13 protein-coding genes and 1 pseudogene are annotated in these 14,569 nt (G+C 70.7%); 5 read left to right on the top strand and 9 right to left on the bottom strand.

The genetic code is table 11. From position 1 onward, the window contains the following. The 8 genes from A5643_RS01710 to A5643_RS01675 all read right to left on the bottom strand — a co-directional run bounded on the left by A5643_RS01710 (position 1) and on the right by A5643_RS01675 (position 8,757). The gene (locus A5643_RS01710; protein ID WP_066851302.1) at positions 1–1,194 is read right to left on the bottom strand and encodes an acyl-CoA dehydrogenase family protein; all 1,194 of its coding nucleotides are present in this window, start codon (positions 1,192–1,194) and stop codon (positions 1–3) included. Beyond that, complete coding sequence (locus tag A5643_RS01705; protein ID WP_066851300.1) at positions 1,191–2,237, bottom strand: acyl-CoA dehydrogenase family protein; 1,047 nt, start codon at positions 2,235–2,237, stop codon at positions 1,191–1,193. Before A5643_RS01705 ends, A5643_RS01710 begins: the two co-directional genes overlap by 4 nt. Continuing rightward, a complete protein-coding gene (locus A5643_RS01700) occupies positions 2,234–3,766 on the bottom strand; it encodes an AMP-binding protein (protein WP_066851299.1) in 1,533 nt (510 codons plus the stop codon). Before A5643_RS01700 ends, A5643_RS01705 begins: the two co-directional genes overlap by 4 nt. Before the next feature lie 10 nt (positions 3,767–3,776). Then, complete coding sequence (locus A5643_RS01695) at positions 3,777–4,766, bottom strand: alpha-ketoacid dehydrogenase subunit beta (RefSeq protein WP_066851325.1); 990 nt, start codon at positions 4,764–4,766, stop codon at positions 3,777–3,779. Positions 4,767–4,786: 20 nt separating this feature from the next. After that, the gene (locus A5643_RS01690; protein ID WP_231995409.1) at positions 4,787–5,785 is read right to left on the bottom strand and encodes a thiamine pyrophosphate-dependent dehydrogenase E1 component subunit alpha; all 999 of its coding nucleotides are present in this window, start codon (positions 5,783–5,785) and stop codon (positions 4,787–4,789) included. Positions 5,786–5,889: 104 nt separating this feature from the next. After that, complete coding sequence (locus A5643_RS01685) at positions 5,890–6,531, bottom strand: TetR/AcrR family transcriptional regulator (RefSeq protein WP_156628444.1); 642 nt, start codon at positions 6,529–6,531, stop codon at positions 5,890–5,892. Positions 6,532–6,574: 43 nt separating this feature from the next. Continuing rightward, a complete protein-coding gene (locus tag A5643_RS01680; protein WP_066851298.1) occupies positions 6,575–7,969 on the bottom strand; it encodes an aromatic ring-hydroxylating oxygenase subunit alpha in 1,395 nt (464 codons plus the stop codon). After that, positions 7,966–8,757, bottom strand: coding sequence for an SDR family NAD(P)-dependent oxidoreductase (locus A5643_RS01675; protein WP_066851297.1), 792 nt, complete (start codon positions 8,755–8,757; stop codon positions 7,966–7,968). The genes A5643_RS01680 and A5643_RS01675 overlap by 4 nt, the downstream gene beginning before the upstream one ends. Before the next feature lie 126 nt (positions 8,758–8,883). On the opposite strand from A5643_RS01675, the gene A5643_RS01670 reads away from it, so the two are divergent. The 5 genes and pseudogenes from A5643_RS01670 to A5643_RS01650 all read left to right on the top strand — a co-directional run. Beyond that, the gene (locus A5643_RS01670) at positions 8,884–10,182 is read left to right on the top strand and encodes a cytochrome P450 (RefSeq protein WP_066851296.1); all 1,299 of its coding nucleotides are present in this window, start codon (positions 8,884–8,886) and stop codon (positions 10,180–10,182) included. Positions 10,183–10,244: 62 nt separating this feature from the next. Next, a complete protein-coding gene (locus tag A5643_RS01665; RefSeq protein ID WP_066851295.1) occupies positions 10,245–11,096 on the top strand; it encodes an MlaE family ABC transporter permease in 852 nt (283 codons plus the stop codon). 2 nt (positions 11,097–11,098) lie between these two features. Then, the gene (locus A5643_RS01660) at positions 11,099–11,953 is read left to right on the top strand and encodes an ABC transporter permease (RefSeq protein WP_066851294.1); all 855 of its coding nucleotides are present in this window, start codon (positions 11,099–11,101) and stop codon (positions 11,951–11,953) included. Continuing rightward, positions 11,953–13,263: an MlaD family protein gene (locus A5643_RS01655; RefSeq protein ID WP_066851293.1), complete on the top strand. Its 1,311-nt coding sequence runs from the start codon at positions 11,953–11,955 to the stop codon at positions 13,261–13,263. Before A5643_RS01660 ends, A5643_RS01655 begins: the two co-directional genes overlap by 1 nt. Continuing rightward, positions 13,260–14,126: pseudogene (locus tag A5643_RS01650) on the top strand (MCE family protein); the annotation flags it as partial. The gene A5643_RS01655 and the pseudogene A5643_RS01650, both read left to right, overlap by 4 nt. Here A5643_RS01650 and A5643_RS18900 read toward each other — a convergent pair. Next, positions 14,010–14,450: an MlaD family protein gene (locus A5643_RS18900; protein WP_353612557.1), complete on the bottom strand. Its 441-nt coding sequence runs from the start codon at positions 14,448–14,450 to the stop codon at positions 14,010–14,012. The pseudogene A5643_RS01650 and the gene A5643_RS18900 overlap by 117 nt on opposite strands. Positions 14,451–14,569 lie beyond the last annotated feature (119 nt).

The raw sequence follows: 14,569 nt of genomic DNA, 5'->3' as shown, positions 1-14,569 counted from the left end.
TCAGCCTCGCCGGATCTCGCGCCAGGGTCGACCGCGGTCGGGGTCGGGTTCGCGGTCCAGTCCCAGGACCCGCTCGGCGATGATGTTGCGCTGGATCTCCGAGGTGCCCCCGGCGATGGTGAACCGGCGGCTGTCGAGCAGGTCGTGGGCCCACGACGATTCGTCGCCCGCCCAGTAGGCGGCGGGTGGTCCGGCCAGCTCGAAGCCCAGTTCGGCGATCTGCTGGGACAGTTCGGAGAGCGCCAGCTTGGTCACCGATCCGCCGGGCCCGCCGGAGCTGTCCGGGTCGGCGTTGACCCGCACGTTGGTCAGCGCGAGCGCCCGTTCGGTGGCGACCAGCTGGGCGAGCCGGTCGCGGACGGTGGCATCGCGCCAGGCGTCGACGTCGCGGGCCAGATCCAGCAGTGGGCCCACCGGCACCCCGGAGGCCCCGGACTCCTCGGAGAGGCCGGAGCGCTCGGCGACCAACGTGGACAACGCCACCCGCCAGCCGTCGTTGAGCGGGCCGAGCAGCGCGTCGGCGGGCAGTTCGACGTTCTCGAAGAACACCTCGGAGAAGTGTTCGTCGCCGGTGATCTGCCGCAGCGGCCGCACGGTCACCCCGGCCGACTCCATGTCGATGATGAAACAGCTGATCCCGGCGTTTTTGGGCAGCTCCGGATCGGTGCGCGCCAGCAGCATGCCGTAGCGGGAGATGTCGGCGAACGAGCTCCACACCTTCTGGCCGTCGACCACCCAGCCGCCGTCGTCGCGGCGGACGGCGCGGGTGGCCAGGCTGGCCAGGTCGGAGCCGGCGCCGGGTTCGCTGAACAGCTGGCACCACATGTCGGCGCCGGTGGCGATGCCGGGCAGGTAGCGCTGCTGCTGTTCGGGGCTGCCCCACGCCATGATCGCCGGCCCGATGAGTTTCACCGGCACGAAGTGATGGACCGGCAGGTCGGCGTCGTGGCGGGCCAGCACGGCGCGCACCGCGGCGGCGGTGTCAGCGTCCATGCCGCGACCCCCGTGCGCGCGCGGCCACTCCGGAACGGTCCAGCCCCCTGCGCCGAGCCGGTCGTACCAGGCTCGGGCGGCGTGCGGGTCGGGCTGGGCGGGCGGCTGTCCGCCGGCGGGCTGCCAGGCGGCGGGCAGGTGCTCCGCCACGAACCGTTCGATCTCGGTCACCGCGGCGGTGCGGGTGTCGTCGCTGCTCATGCCTGTCCTCCGGAGCCCATCAGGGTCGCCAGCCGGTCGCGGTGGCGGGCGGCGCTGCCGGTCACCGCGCTCACCGCGTGGGCCCGCCGCAGATAGCGGTGCGCCCAGTGTTCCCAGGTGACGGCGATGCCGCCGTGCAGCTGGACCGCCGCGCGGGTGGCGTCGACCGCGGTCTGCCGGGAGAGGGCGGCGGCGACCGTCAGGTCGAGCTCGGCGCGGGGGCTGTCGGGGTCGGCGAGTTGCCACGCGGCGCCGTAGACCGCCGAGCGGGTCAGTTCCACGGCGACGAGCAGATCGGCCAGCCGGTGTTTGACGGCTTGGAACGAACCGATGGTGCGGCCGAACTGGACGCGGGATTTGACGTAGTCGACGGTGTGGTCGAGGACGTACTGGGCCACGCCGAGCAGCTCGGCGGCGATCACCAGTTCGGCGCGGCGCCGCGCCGCACCGATGGCCTGCTCGGCCTGGGTGCCGGTGCACAGCACGGTGGCGGGGGCGGCGTCGACGGTCAGCGTCGCGAGCGCCCTGGTGGGGTCCAGTCCGGCGAGCGGGCCGACCGGGGTCGCCTCGAGCAGCAGCACGGCCGGCGCACCGTCGAGGTCCGCCGCGGCGATGACCCGCGGTGTGCCGGCGGCTTCCCAGACCGGCTCAATCGTGCCGGTGCACACCGCGCCGCCCGGGGCGGTCTGCGCGGTGATCTCGTCGGTGCCCCAGCCGGTCAGCGACGGCGCCGCCGCCACGGTGACGTCGCCGGAGACCAACCCGGCGGCGCCGGGCAGGGCCCCGGCGGCGGCGGTCGAGACGATCGGGCCGGGATACAGTGCGGCGCCGGCCTCTTCGGCGAGGATCGCCAGATCGACGGTGGTGCTGTCGGTTCCGAGCAGGATCTCGTCGGCGCCGATGTCGGCGAGCAGGCGTTGCCACGACGGGGCCGGGTCGGCGGCCAGGTAGTCGCGCAGCACCGAGCGCAGCGCGCCGTGTTCCTCGGTGAACCGGAACGGGTCCGGCAGCGTTGCGGGTGCCTGCGTGGGCGGCGCGGTCATGATCGTCCTCCCGTGGCTACGGAGTCGCGCGCGGCCAGGTAGGCGTCGCGCAGCCGGCGTTTGTTGACCTTGCCCATCGAGTTGCGCAGGTCGTCGCCGACGAGTTCGACGAGGGCCGGGCATTTGTAGTGCGCCAGCCGCTCCCGGCACCAGGCGATCAGTTCCGCCGGCTCGGGGGGCGGGTCGGCGGCGACGACCAGGGCGCACAGCTGCTCGCCCATGTCGGCGTGCGGGATGCCGATGACCGCGACGTCGTGGACGCCGGGGTGGGCGCGCAGCACCGCCTCCGATTCCGCGGGGTAGACGTTCACCCCGCCGCTGACGACCATGTCGGCGGCGCGGTCGGTGAGATACAGGTAGCCGTCGGCGTCGAGGTGGCCGATCTCACCGATGACGAAAACATCGTCGGCGATGTAGCTTTGGGCGGTCTTGTCCGGGTCGTTGCGGTAGCTGGGGCCCGAGCCGATGGTGGACCGCACGCACACCAGGCCCTCTTCCCCGGTGGCGCACAGCGAGCCGTCCGGGTGCCGGATGGTGATCTCCTTGCCGGGCAGGGCTTTGCCGACCGATCCCGGGTGCGCCAGCCACTCGTGGGAGTCGATGACGGTGACGGTGCCGACCTCGGTGGAGCCGTAGGCGTCGATGAAGACCGGACCGAACCAGTCGATCATCGCTTGTTTCACCGGGATCGGGCACGGCGCGCCGGTGTGTACCACCGCGCGCATGCTGCTGACGTCGTAGCGGGCCCGGACCTCCGGCGGCAGGTTGAGCAGGCGGGAGAAGTGGGTGGGCACCATGACCGAGTGCTCGATGCGGTGCTCGGCGATCAGCCGCAGCACCTCTTCGGCGTCGAATTTGCGCAGCACCACGACCGGGTTTCCCACCGCCAGGCCGCGCACTCCCCCGATCGGTCCGGTGTGGTGCAGTGGCCCCACCACTAGGTGCGGGCCGACCGGCCGGATGCGGGACTGGGCGAACGTCTCGACGTGATCGACGATGGAGTCGCCGAGGGGGAACATCTGCTCGGGGAGTTCCACGCCGCGGGGCCGCCCGGTGGTGCCGGAGGTGTAGTACAGCGGCCGGGCGGGCCGGATCCGTTCGGAGGGCTCGTCGTCGGGGTAGCCCGCGATCGCCGCACCGAAATCGTCGACGCCGTCGACCGCCGGCGCCGCCCAGGCCACGACCGTCGCGGTGGGGCTCGCGGCGCGCACGGTGGCCGCGGTGCGCGCGCTGCACAGCACCAGCTGCGCACCGGAGTCCTCGAGGATGTGGGCGATCTCGGCGGCGTTGAGGTGGGCGTTGACCGGCACCACCGACCGGCCGGCGTAGGTGCCGGCCAGATGGGCGAGCGCGGTGTGGCTGCTGTTCTCCGCGGCGATCGCCAGCCGTCCGTCCGGCTGATCGGTCAGCCAGTTGACGGTGCGGTTGAGGATCGAGTTCAGTTGCGGCCAGGTCCAGGTGGTCACCCCGTCGGTGACCGCGACCCCGTCGGGGTCCCGTTGGGCGGCCTGCGCTACTCCGTACGCCACCGGGTCCCCTTTACGGCGCCGTGGCGCGCGCCAGGGTCCGGCGGGCCGCGGCGAGGATGTCGTCGCGGCTCGGGACGAAGGCGTCCTCGAGTTCTTTGGCGAACGGGATCGGCGTGTCGGCGCCGCCGACCCGCTCGACCGGTGCGACCAAGCTGTCGAAGAGCCGCTCGTGGATGAGGCTGGCCAGCTCGGCGCCGAAGCCGTTGCGCCGCACCGCCTCGTGGATCACCACGGCCCGCCGGGTGCGGGCCACCGACTCCAGCACGGCGTCCTCGTCGAGCGGCACCAGCGTGCGCAGGTCGATCACCTCGGCCTCGATGGACTCCTCGGCCAGTTGCTCGGCGACCGCGACCGCGTCGTGCACCTGGCGGCCGTAGCTGATCAAGGTGAGGTCGCGGCCGGGCCGCACGGTGGCGGCCTTGCCCAGCGGCACGATGTGGTGGCCGACCGGAACGGGTTGGGGCGGGCCGAAGTACAGCAGGCTCTGTTCGATGACCACCACCGGGTCGGGGTCGAAGATCGCCGCGGTCAGCAGGCCTTTGGCGTCGGCCGGGTTGCTCGGGACCACGACTTTCAGGCCCGGGATGTGGGTCAGCCAGGCCTCCAGCATCTCGGAGTGCTGGGCGCCGAACTGCATTCCCGCCCCGGCCGCACACCGCACGGTCAGCGGCACCGCGGTCTGCCCGCCGGACATGTAGCAGAGTTTGGCGGCGTGGTTGGAGAGCTGATCCATGCAGACGGCCAGGAAGTCCATCAGCATGATCTCGGCGACCGGGCGCATGCCGGCGATGGCCGCGCCGATGGCCGCGCCCATGATCGCCTGTTCGCTGATCGGGGTGGCGCGCACCCGGTCGGCGCCGTGCTTGGTGGACAGGCCGTTGGTCACCATGAAGACCCCGCCGCCGGTCGAGTCGGCGATGTCCTCGCCGAGCAACAGCACCGACGGGTCGCGGCCCAGCGCGTCGTCGAGGGCGCTGCCCAGCGCCTGAAAGCCGGTCATCGGGGCGGTCTCGACCTCGCTCACGCCGTTTCCTCCTGCTCCTGGTAGACGTCGGTGAGCCCCTCGGCGAGCTCGGGTGGTGGGCTGTCGGTGGCGAACTTGACCGCCCGGGCGACCTCGTCCTTGGCGGCCGCCTCGATCCCGGCCAACCGCTCCTCGGTGGCGAGATCGTTGTCCAGCAGCCACTGGCGGAACCGCAGCACCGGGTCGTTGGCGCGGGCCTCGTCGAGTTCGCCGGGTTTCATGTAGGCGTTGTTGTCCGACATCTGGTGGCCGTAGAACCGGAAGGTCATCGCCTCCAGCAGGGTCGGCCCCTCGCCGGCGCGGGCCCGGTCGATCGCGTCGCGCGCCGCTTCGTACATCGCCACCGGGTCGTTGCCGTCGACGCGGACGCCGGGGAAGTTGTAGGAGCCGGCCCGGTCGGCGATGCGGGCCACGCTGGTGCCGTCCTCGAACGCGGTGTGTTCGGCGTAGCGGTTGTTCTGGCAACAGAAGACGACCGGCAGCCGCCACAGTCCGGCCAGGTTGCAGGCCTCGTGGAAGGCGCCGATGTTGGTGGCGCCATCGCCGAAGTTGACCACCGTGACCTGGTCGGTGCCGCGCAGCTGGGCGGCCAGGGCCAGCCCGTTGGCGATCGGCAGGCCACCGCCGACGATGCCGGTGGTCACCATCAGCCCCGACTCGGGGTGGGTGATGTGCATGGGGCCGCCCTTGCCCTTGCACAGGCCGGTGCCCTTGCCCATGAACTCCGCCCACAACCGGTCCAGCGGCACGCCTTTGGCGATGTGGTCGTGCAGACCGCGGTAGGTGGTGACGACGTAGTCGCTGGTGCCCAGCAGCGCGCCGATGGCGGCGGCGATGATCTCCTGCCCGCGCGGCGAGTAGTACTGGGCGCTGACCTGGCCGGTGAGGATCAGTGAGCGGAACTTCTCGTCGCACACTTTGATCCGGGTGGCGGTGGTGAAGATCCCGGTGAGGACCTCGGGACTGATCCCGACGGCGGTTGCGGTGCTGGGCACGTCGTCCCCTCTATTAGTTGGTTCGATAATTAATTAGTAACATACGTCACCATTGCTGTCAACGCGCAGGTGATGCCGGGTGCGACCGGGCTCGGCGCCACGCATCATCGTCCGGCAGGCTCGTCCGGTGAGCGCAACAGCAGCGCCTCGAAGAGCCGGTTCATCCCGTCCATCTGTTCCGGTGCGGCGGCCGCGGCGGCCCGGGCGAACCCGTCGACGATCGCGCTGATCATGTGGGCCACCTGTACCGGGTCCTCCCCCGCCGGGATCAGGCCGTCGGCCTGGCCGCGCTGGACCGCGTCGGTCAGCGAGCCGATCATCCGGGTGCCCTGCCGGGCGAAGGCCTCGGCGAGTTCGGGGTGGCGTCGCGCGTCCACCGGCGCGGCCGCGACGAAACCGGCCAGATCGGGACGCTCGTGGTTGATCCGCATCGACTCGGTCAGCACCGCCTGCAACAGCCCCGGCACCGACTTCGCCCCGGCCACCGCCGCGGTGGAGCGCTCCACGATCTGCCCGTAGACGTCGTCGCAGACCGCGGCGAACAGGTTGCTCTTGCTGCCGAAGTGATAGTGCACCGACCCGGCGGTCACCCCGGCGAGTTCGGCGATCTGGTTGGTGGTGGCCGGTCCGTAGCCGTACTGGGCGAAACACCGGCACGCGGCAGCGAGTACTCGCTGCCGCGTGTCGATGCTGTCGGTTCCGGCGGGCCGCCCGGGCCCGGACTTGGCGGTCTTGGTGTCGGTCACGCTGCCATTCTCGCGCATCGGCTTGACGTGCGCGTCAAACACGTCACCGCTCCAGGAAGCGATCGAGGTCCTGATGGAACTGCCGGATCCGGATCTCTTGATAGTTGGCCAGGGTGATACCCGGTTTGGTCATCGACCGCAGGCCGCGCTGCACCTGCGGAAGGTTGCCCAGGTCCTGGTTGAACACCGTGCTCAACGCCCCCAACTCCGGTGCGGCGCTGAAGTCCTCGTCCGGGCTCAGCCAGTGCACCGGCGGCGCCTTGGGCTTGGGCACCCCGGCGGGCAGCGGCGTGAGCATCATGATGTCGAAGATGCAGCGGTTCGGGTCGTTGCCGTAGGGCCGGAACCGGTAGGTCAGCGGCGCCCCGGCGCCGGCCCACGGCACCAGGTTGGGGAACACGAAGTACTGGATGGCGTCGACGATCTCCGAATCGCTGGTCTGCGACAGGTCCGCGCCGGTGGCCTCCATCAGCCGGGCGCGCAGCGCCTCGGCCACCACCGGGCGCGCCGACTGGCCCTCGGGCACCTCGAATTCGCCGATGCCCTCGGGGTAGAAGTCGCGGAACATCGCTTCCAGCACGTCCTGGGGCTCCAGGTCGTCGAGGTGCGGGCTCGGGGTGGCCTGCGGGGTGATCATCCGGTTGAAGCCGGGCTGGCCGTCGGCGCGCTGGTAGATGTCGTACTGGGTGTTGGCGTCGCCGAGGTACTCCAGCAGCTGCGGGTGGGTGGCGATGACGTGGTAGGACTCCAGGAAGGCCTCCATGCCGACCTTCCAGTTGCAGTCGATCACCTTGGCGACGTGGACCGCCTTGAACCGGTCCTGCAGGCCGAACGGCTCGAAGTGCTTCTCCAGATCGCCGATGTAGTTGGCCAGCGACGTCGCCTCCGGGTCGGGGTTGACGAACACGAAGCCGCCCCACACCCCGGTCTGGGCCTGCGGCAGGCTGAACTTGGCCTCGTCGATGTGCGGGAAGTCCCACTGACAGGGCAGCACGGTGAGCTCGCCTTCGAGGTTCCAGGTCATGCCGTGGAACGGGCAGCGCAGCTGCTGGGCCTGACCGGCGTTGTCGCACAGCCGGGTTCCGCGGTGCAGGCAGGCGTTGTGGTAGGCGGCGATCGCCCCGCCGGGCCGGCGCACGACGATCAGCGACATGTCGGCCAGGTCGTAGACGACGTAGTCGCCGGGCTCGGGGATGTCCTCTTCCCGGCAGGCGACCTGCCAGACCCGCTTCCACAGCTTCTCCACCTCGAGACGGTGGAACTCCTCGGTGATGTAGCGGTCCTTGTCGATGTCCTCGCACCCGAGGTACTCGTAGCTCTCCTCACGCAGCGGCGCGGGCACCTCGCGGGTGTCGCCGGCCAGCAGGCTCTGCACGGTGGGTCCGCTCGAGCGGGCCTGGCCCGGGGCGGCGTCGCGCGGCAGCTCGGTCTGGGTCATGAGGTCCTCCGATCGGTGGTGGTGCGGGATTCCAGGTAGCTCTGCACGGCGGTCGCGATGAACGCCGAGCCGTTGATGGCCCAGCCGCCGTCGACGAACAGCGTCTGGCCGGTGATGTAGCTCGCGGCGGGGGACGCCAGGAACGCGACCGCAGCGGCGACGTCGTCGGGGGTGCCGATGCGGCCCAGCGGCATGGCCGCGCCGACCGCGTCGCGCAGCCCGGGGTCGGCGAACTCGCCCTGGGTGCCCTCGGTGAGCACCAGGCCGGGGCCGACCGCGTTGACCCGGATGCCGCGGGGCGCGAATTCGGTGGCCATCTGCTTGGTCAGTGCCACGATCGCGGCCTTGGAGGCCGGGTAGATGCCGCGCCCGGCGCCGCCGAGGTCGGCCAGCACCGAGGTGAGGTTGACGATCGCGCCGCCATCGGCGGGGAACTTCTCCACCAGCGCCCGGGTGACCAGCCAGCTGCCCACCACGTTGGTGCCCAGCACGTCCTCGACGTCGGCGCGGCTGCTGTCGGTGAGCCCGGCCGAGCGCCAGATGCCGGCGTTGTTGACCACGATGTCGACCCGGTCGAGCGAGGCGGCCAGCGCGTCCACCGACGCGTCGTCGCGCACGTCGCAGTGCGCGGCCTCGGCACCGAGTTCCGCGGCGGTCGTTTTGGCCGCGTCGCCATCGATGTCGGCCACGGTGACCTGGGCGCCGTCGGCGACCAACCGGGCGGCGATCGCCCGCCCTATCCCGTGGGCTGCGCCGGTGACCAGCGCTTTCGGTGTGCCGTCTCGCACTCTTGGAACTCCTGATCCGCTAGGCCTTGCGTATGATGTAGCTCACTATTATATTGGCGAACCAATTAGTCAAGCCCCATCGCGACGACCCGCCGACTGAACCCACGACGACCCCGGAGGCCGCACGTGACCGACACGACCACCCCGAACACGACCGAAACCGGCACGCCGGACGCGCTGGCGGTCGCCGACTTCGACCCGCTGGAACCGGCCACCCTGCAGTGCCCGTACGCCTGGTATCAGACGTTGCGCGCCGAGGCTCCGGTCCACTTCGTGCCGAGCCGCGGCATGTGGTTCGTCACCTCCTACGAGCTGTCCAGCGAGGCCGCGCTCAACCACGAGGTGTTCTCCTCCAACTTCGGGCTGCCGCAGATGCCGCCGCCGGAGTCGGTGGCCGAGGAGATCGCCGCCATCCAGGCCGAGGGCTGGCCGGCGGTGCCGACCCTGCTCACCGCGGACCCGCCGGAGCACCACTACTACCGCCGGATGGTCGGCAAGGCGTTCACCCCGCGGCTCATCGCCGAGCACGAGCCGAGCGTCCGGACGATCGCCGCCGACCTGGTGGGCCAGATCCCGGCCGGGCAGCCGTTCGAGTTCGTCACCGGCTTCGCCGCGCCGCTGCCCCTGCAGGTGATCGCGCGGGTGCTCAACGTCTCGGCCGACCGCACCGACGATTTCAAGCTGTGGTCCGACCAGTTCACCGCCAGCGTCGGGGCGGTGCTCGACGACGCCGAGGCCCTGGAGCAGGCGCGGCAGAACCTGGCCTACCAGAAATACTTCGCCGCCGAACTCGACGAACGCCGGGCCAACCCCAGCGACGACCTGCTCAGCGGGCTGGTGACCGCGCCCAGCGCCGAAGACGGTGACGAGCCGCTGAGCACCGCCGCCTGCCTGAGCATCATCCAGCAGCTGTTGATCGCCGGCAACGAGACCTCGACGAAGCTGCTGACCGGCCTGCTGCACCAACTGGTCATCGAACCGCGCTGGTGGGACTGGCTGCGCGAGGACCCGGCCGCCCGCTCCGCCGCGCTGGTCGAGGAGGGGCTGCGGTTCCTCACCCCGGTGCAGAGCATGTTCCGCATCACCAAGGCCGAGACGACACTCGGCGGGACCACCATCCCCGCCGGCTCGATGGTGGTGCTGACCTTCGGGGCCGCCAACCGCGACGAGAAGCAGTTCGCGGCACCCGAGGAGTTCAACCCGGAACGCTCCGACGCCAAGGGCCACCTGGCCTTCGGCACCGGCATCCACGCCTGCCCGGGCTCGCGGCTGGCCCGGATGGAGGCGCAGATCGCGCTGGAAGAGTTGGCCGGCCGCTTCACCACGGTCCGGTTCGGCGACGACAACGACTTCGCCTACGAGCCGAGCTTCATGCTGCGCGGCCTGCACCGGCTGACGCTGGTCTTCGACACCGAGGAGAACTGAGCGGTGCCCCACGACGTTTCGGTCGCCGCGAGCCACACCGCCCCGGGAGACACCGGATCTCGATGAGCGGTCTGGAGGTCGAACCGGTAACCCCCACCGGGGAGGTGGCCCGGTGGTGGCGTGGCTATCTGGTCCGCCACCCCCTGGCCGCTCTGCACACGGTCGGCGGCCAGATCGTGCTGGGGCTGCGCACGTTCCAATGCCTTGCCGTGGACCTGGTGCGCGGCCGGCTGCCGATGCAGGAGTTCGTCGAACAGGCCACGTTCATGGCCCGCACCGCGGTGGTTCCGACGTTCTTCGTCGCGGTGCCGTTCAGCGTCACCCTCGCCATCCAATTCAGCCTGCTCGCCGGGCAATTGGGCGCGACCTCGCTGGCCGGCGCCGCCAACGGACTCGCGGTGATCCGGCAGGGCGCGCCGCTGGTGGCGGCGGTGCTGATGGCCGCCGCGGTCGGTTCGGCCACCAGCGCCGACCTCGGCTCCCGGCGCATCCGTGAGGAGACCGACGCCATGGAGGTGATGGGGGTGTCGGTGATCCGGCGCCTGGTGGTGCCCCGCCTGTTGGCCAGCGTGGTCGTGGCGATCGCCCTGACCGGATTCACCTGCTTCATCGGGTTTCTCGCCGGCTACGCGTTCACCGTGATGCTGCAGGGCGGCACCCCGGGCAGCTACACCGCCACGTTCTCCTCGTTCGCCACCGTCGACGACCTCGTCCTCACCCTGATCAAGGGGGTGGTGTTCGGGGTGATCGTCGCGATCGTCTCCTGCTACAAGGGCTTGAGCGCCAGCGGCGGGCCGGCCGGGGTCGCGAACTCGGTCAACGCCGCTGTGGTGCAGTCGATCCTGCTGCTGATGCTGGTCAACGCCCTGCTGAGCCAGATGTATGTGACCCTGTTCCCGAAGGCGAGTTTTTGACCATGGCCGCCACCTTCTACCCGCCCGCCGTCCGCCCGGTCGTCGCCGTCGCCGACGGCACCACTCGCCAGGCCGCCCGCGCCGGGCACATGGTGACGTTTTTGTTCCAGACCATCGCCGGCATCCCGCTGGTGTTGCGGCGCTACCCGCGCGAATTCATGCGGCTGTTCTCCGACGTGACGTGGGGCAACGGGTCCATCGTGGTCGGCGGCGGCACCGCCGGGGTGGTGCTGGTGGTGGGCGCGGCCGGCGGCGCGGTGGTGGCCATCGAGGGCTACAACGCGCTGAACCTGCTGGGACTGGGCCCGGCGACCGGCCTGATCACCGCCCTGGCATCGGTGCGCGAACTCGCCCCGATGATGGCCGCGCTGGCCTTCGCCATCCAGGCCGGCTGCCGGTTCACCGCACAGTTGGGCGCGATGCGGATCTCCGAAGAGATCGACGCCCTGGAAGCGGTGGCGATCCGCCCCATCCCCTATCTGGTCACCACCCGGGTGGTGGCCTCCGCGCTCGCGGTGGTGCCGCTGTTCATCGCCTGCCTGTCGCTGAACTTCCTGGTCTGCCAGTTCGTGGTGTTCCTGGCCAGCGGTCAGGCCTCCGGAACCTACCTGCACTATTTCGCGCTGATGCTCAGCGGCCGCGACATGGTGTTCGCGGTGATCAAGGTCGCCGTGTTCGTCGGCGTGATGTCCACGATCCAGTGCTACTACGGCTTCTACGCCACCGGCGGCCCGCAGGGCGTCGGCATCGCCGCGGGCCGCGCGATGCGGGCCAGCATCACGATCATGGTCGGCGTCAACATGCTGCTGACGATGGCGTTCTGGGGCATCGACGCCGGCGGAAGGTTGGGTGGCTAGTGCCCAACATCTTCGAGCCGGACGGCAGGGGGGCCTCGACGGGCGTCCTGGCGCTGCGCGGCGTGGTCTTCCTGGTGGTGCTGACGGTGGTCGGCGGCCTGTTGGTCGCCAAGTCCCAGGGTCTGCTCGACCGGCGGGTTCAGGTCACCGCGCTGCTCAGCAGCGTCGGCGACGGGCTGCCCCGCAAGTCCGACGTCAAATATCGCGGGGTGCTCGTCGGGATGGTGCGCAGCGTGACCCCGGCGATCGGCGGCGGGCTCAACGTCGTCGAGATCGACCTCATCCCGCAGTACGCCCGGACCATCCCGGCCACGGTCACCGCGCGCATCGTGCCCAGCAACGCCTTCGCGGTGTCCTCGGTCCAGTTGGTGGACAACGGATCCGGCCGGCCGATCCGGTCCGGGGACACCGTGGCCGAGGACCGCTCGCTGCCCGCGCAGCTGTTCCAGACCACGCTCGCCAAGCTGCGCGAGCTGGTCTCGGCGCTGACCCGGCCCGACGGCGACCGCACCATCGGTCTGATCCGGGCCATCGCCGACGCCACCGCCGACCGCGGCCCGCAGTTGACCTCCGCGGCCGGTGGACTCAACCGCATCGTGGCGGAGATGAACGACCTCAGCGTCGACACCGGGGAGCCGGCGATGCTGCAGACCTGGGACTCGGCGATCACCGCACTGCGCGGCACCGCACCCGAGCTGGTCGACGCGCTGCACGACGCGGTGCTGCCGATGCAGACCGTCGCCGAGCGCCAGTCCGACCTGACCGCTCTGCTCACCGGCAGCCGCAACACGGTGGGCACGGTCGGCACCGCGCTGGAGAACCGCGCCGACCAGATGCTGACGATCAGCACCCAGCTGACCCCGGTGGTCGGTGTGCTGGCGGACAACTCGGCGAAGTACCCGGCGATCGGGGTGTCGCTGAACAATGTGGTCGAGAAGTTCTTCGCCGAACTGTGGACCCGCACCGGCAAGAAGCTGAGCTTCACGTTCAAGCTGGTGGTCGCGCTGGCCCCGCTGCGGGTCTACACCCGCGCCGACTGCCCGGTCTACGGCGAACTGCGCGGCGCCAGCTGCGACACCGCACCGGAGGTGGAGCCGGTGTTCGACTTCGCCGGCATGCCCGACATGCGGTCCTACATTCCCCCACCCGGCATCACGCTGCCCGCCGAACCCGACGCCGCCGCGGGCGCCGAGACGCCGCAACCGGACACCGTGGCCGACGAGTTGCTGCTGACGCCGCTCAACCCGCCGCCGCCGGCCCCGACCTTCGACCCGGTACCCGACGGCGCGACACCGGGAGGCACGCCGTGACCGCCTACCGTCGCCAGATCGTCTGGCTCGCCGTGTTTCTGGTCATCTGCTTCGCGCTGACCTGGACCATCCTGGTCACGCTGCGCCGCGACGTGGCCGGACCGGCCAACACCTACACCGCCGCGTTCACCGACGTCACCGGGTTGCGCGCCGGCTCCGACGTCCGCATCGCCGGCGTGCGGGTGGGCCGAGTCGATTCGGTGGACCTCGACGGCGAGCTCGCGGTGGCCCGGTTCCGGGTGGAGCGCAGCCAGCCCGTCTACGGCAACACCAAGGTGTCGGTGGTCTACCAGAACATCATCGGGCAGCGTTACCTCGCCTTGACGCTGGATGACTTCGGGGCGCCCGAGCAGCTGCCCGACGGCAGCCGCATCCCGGTCGAGCACACCGAACCGTCGTTCGACGTCAGCAACCTGCTCAACGGTTTCGAGCCGCTGTTCACCCTGCTCGACCCGGCCAACCGCGGCAACCTGTCCAACGCGCTGATCAAGGCGCTGCAGGGCGACGAGAGCTCGATCACGGTGCTGATCAGCGAGACCTCCCGGCTGGCGCAGTCGATCGCCGGACCCGATCAGCTGCTCGGCTCGGTCATCGAAAGCCTCACCAAGGTCACCGAGAACCTCGCCGCCCAGGGCGGCAACCTGCAGACCACCCTGCGCCAGATGCGCGCGGTGGTCTCCGGGCTCAACGACCGACGCGACGAGCTGGTCGCCTCGATGGGATCCATCTCGACCGTGGTGGCCCAACTATCCGGGATCCTCAACCGGGTCCAGCCCGACCTCAACGACCTGCTGGACCGCGAACCCGGCCTGCTGGCCACCCTGGTCAACGACCGCGAGCAGGTCGCCCGGCTCGGCGCCAACCTGCCCGCGGTGCTCAAGGGGCTGGCCCGCATCACCGGTGACAGCGCCGCGATGAGCGCGCAGGCCTGCGACTTCAACTTCACCCTGTTCAACTTCCTGAAACCGATTGTGCCCACGATCATCAACGCGGCCACCCCCGGCGGCCAGCACCACGCCGTGGCGGATCTTCATCGTCACCACCACCCGGTCACCGGCCAGCTCGGTGCCGCGCACCGCGCCGACGGGCACCCCGGCGATGTTGATCTGGTCGCCGGCCCGGACGCCGGCCACCTGCTGGAACTCGGCGCGGTAGGTGGTCTTGCCCAGGTGCAGGGAGTTGATCATCGTGGTGGCCGCGATCAGCGCGCCCAGCACCAGCAGCGAGATCGTCCCGAGCCAGGCGGTGTTGAGGTCCTCCAGGACCCGGTTGCCGCCGGGTTGGCTGGGGCGTCGGGGGCGTCGGG

It is taken from the genome of Mycobacterium sp. 1274756.6 (assembly GCF_001668625.1).
Classification (GTDB): Bacteria; Actinomycetota; Actinomycetes; order Mycobacteriales; family Mycobacteriaceae; genus Mycobacterium.
The sequence above is the reverse complement of the archived record's forward strand: the minus strand, read 5'-3'. Positions and strand labels throughout refer to the sequence as shown.

Bases quoted from the DNA above. Each gene is read 5' to 3' on its own strand.
- A5643_RS01710 (WP_066851302.1), bottom strand. From the start codon at position 1,194: ATGAGCAGCGACGACACCCGCACCGCCGCGGTGACCGAGATCGAACGG.
- A5643_RS01705 (WP_066851300.1), bottom strand. From the start codon at position 2,237: ATGACCGCGCCGCCCACGCAGGCACCCGCAACGCTGCCGGACCCGTTC.
- A5643_RS01695 (WP_066851325.1), bottom strand. From the start codon at position 4,766: ATGACCGGCTTTCAGGCGCTGGGCAGCGCCCTCGACGACGCGCTGGGC.
- A5643_RS01680 (WP_066851298.1), bottom strand. From the start codon at position 7,969: ATGACCCAGACCGAGCTGCCGCGCGACGCCGCCCCGGGCCAGGCCCGC.
- A5643_RS01665 (WP_066851295.1), top strand. From the start codon at position 10,245: ATGAGCGGTCTGGAGGTCGAACCGGTAACCCCCACCGGGGAGGTGGCC.
- A5643_RS01660 (WP_066851294.1), top strand. From the start codon at position 11,099: ATGGCCGCCACCTTCTACCCGCCCGCCGTCCGCCCGGTCGTCGCCGTC.
- A5643_RS18900 (WP_353612557.1), bottom strand. From the start codon at position 14,450: ATGATCAACTCCCTGCACCTGGGCAAGACCACCTACCGCGCCGAGTTC.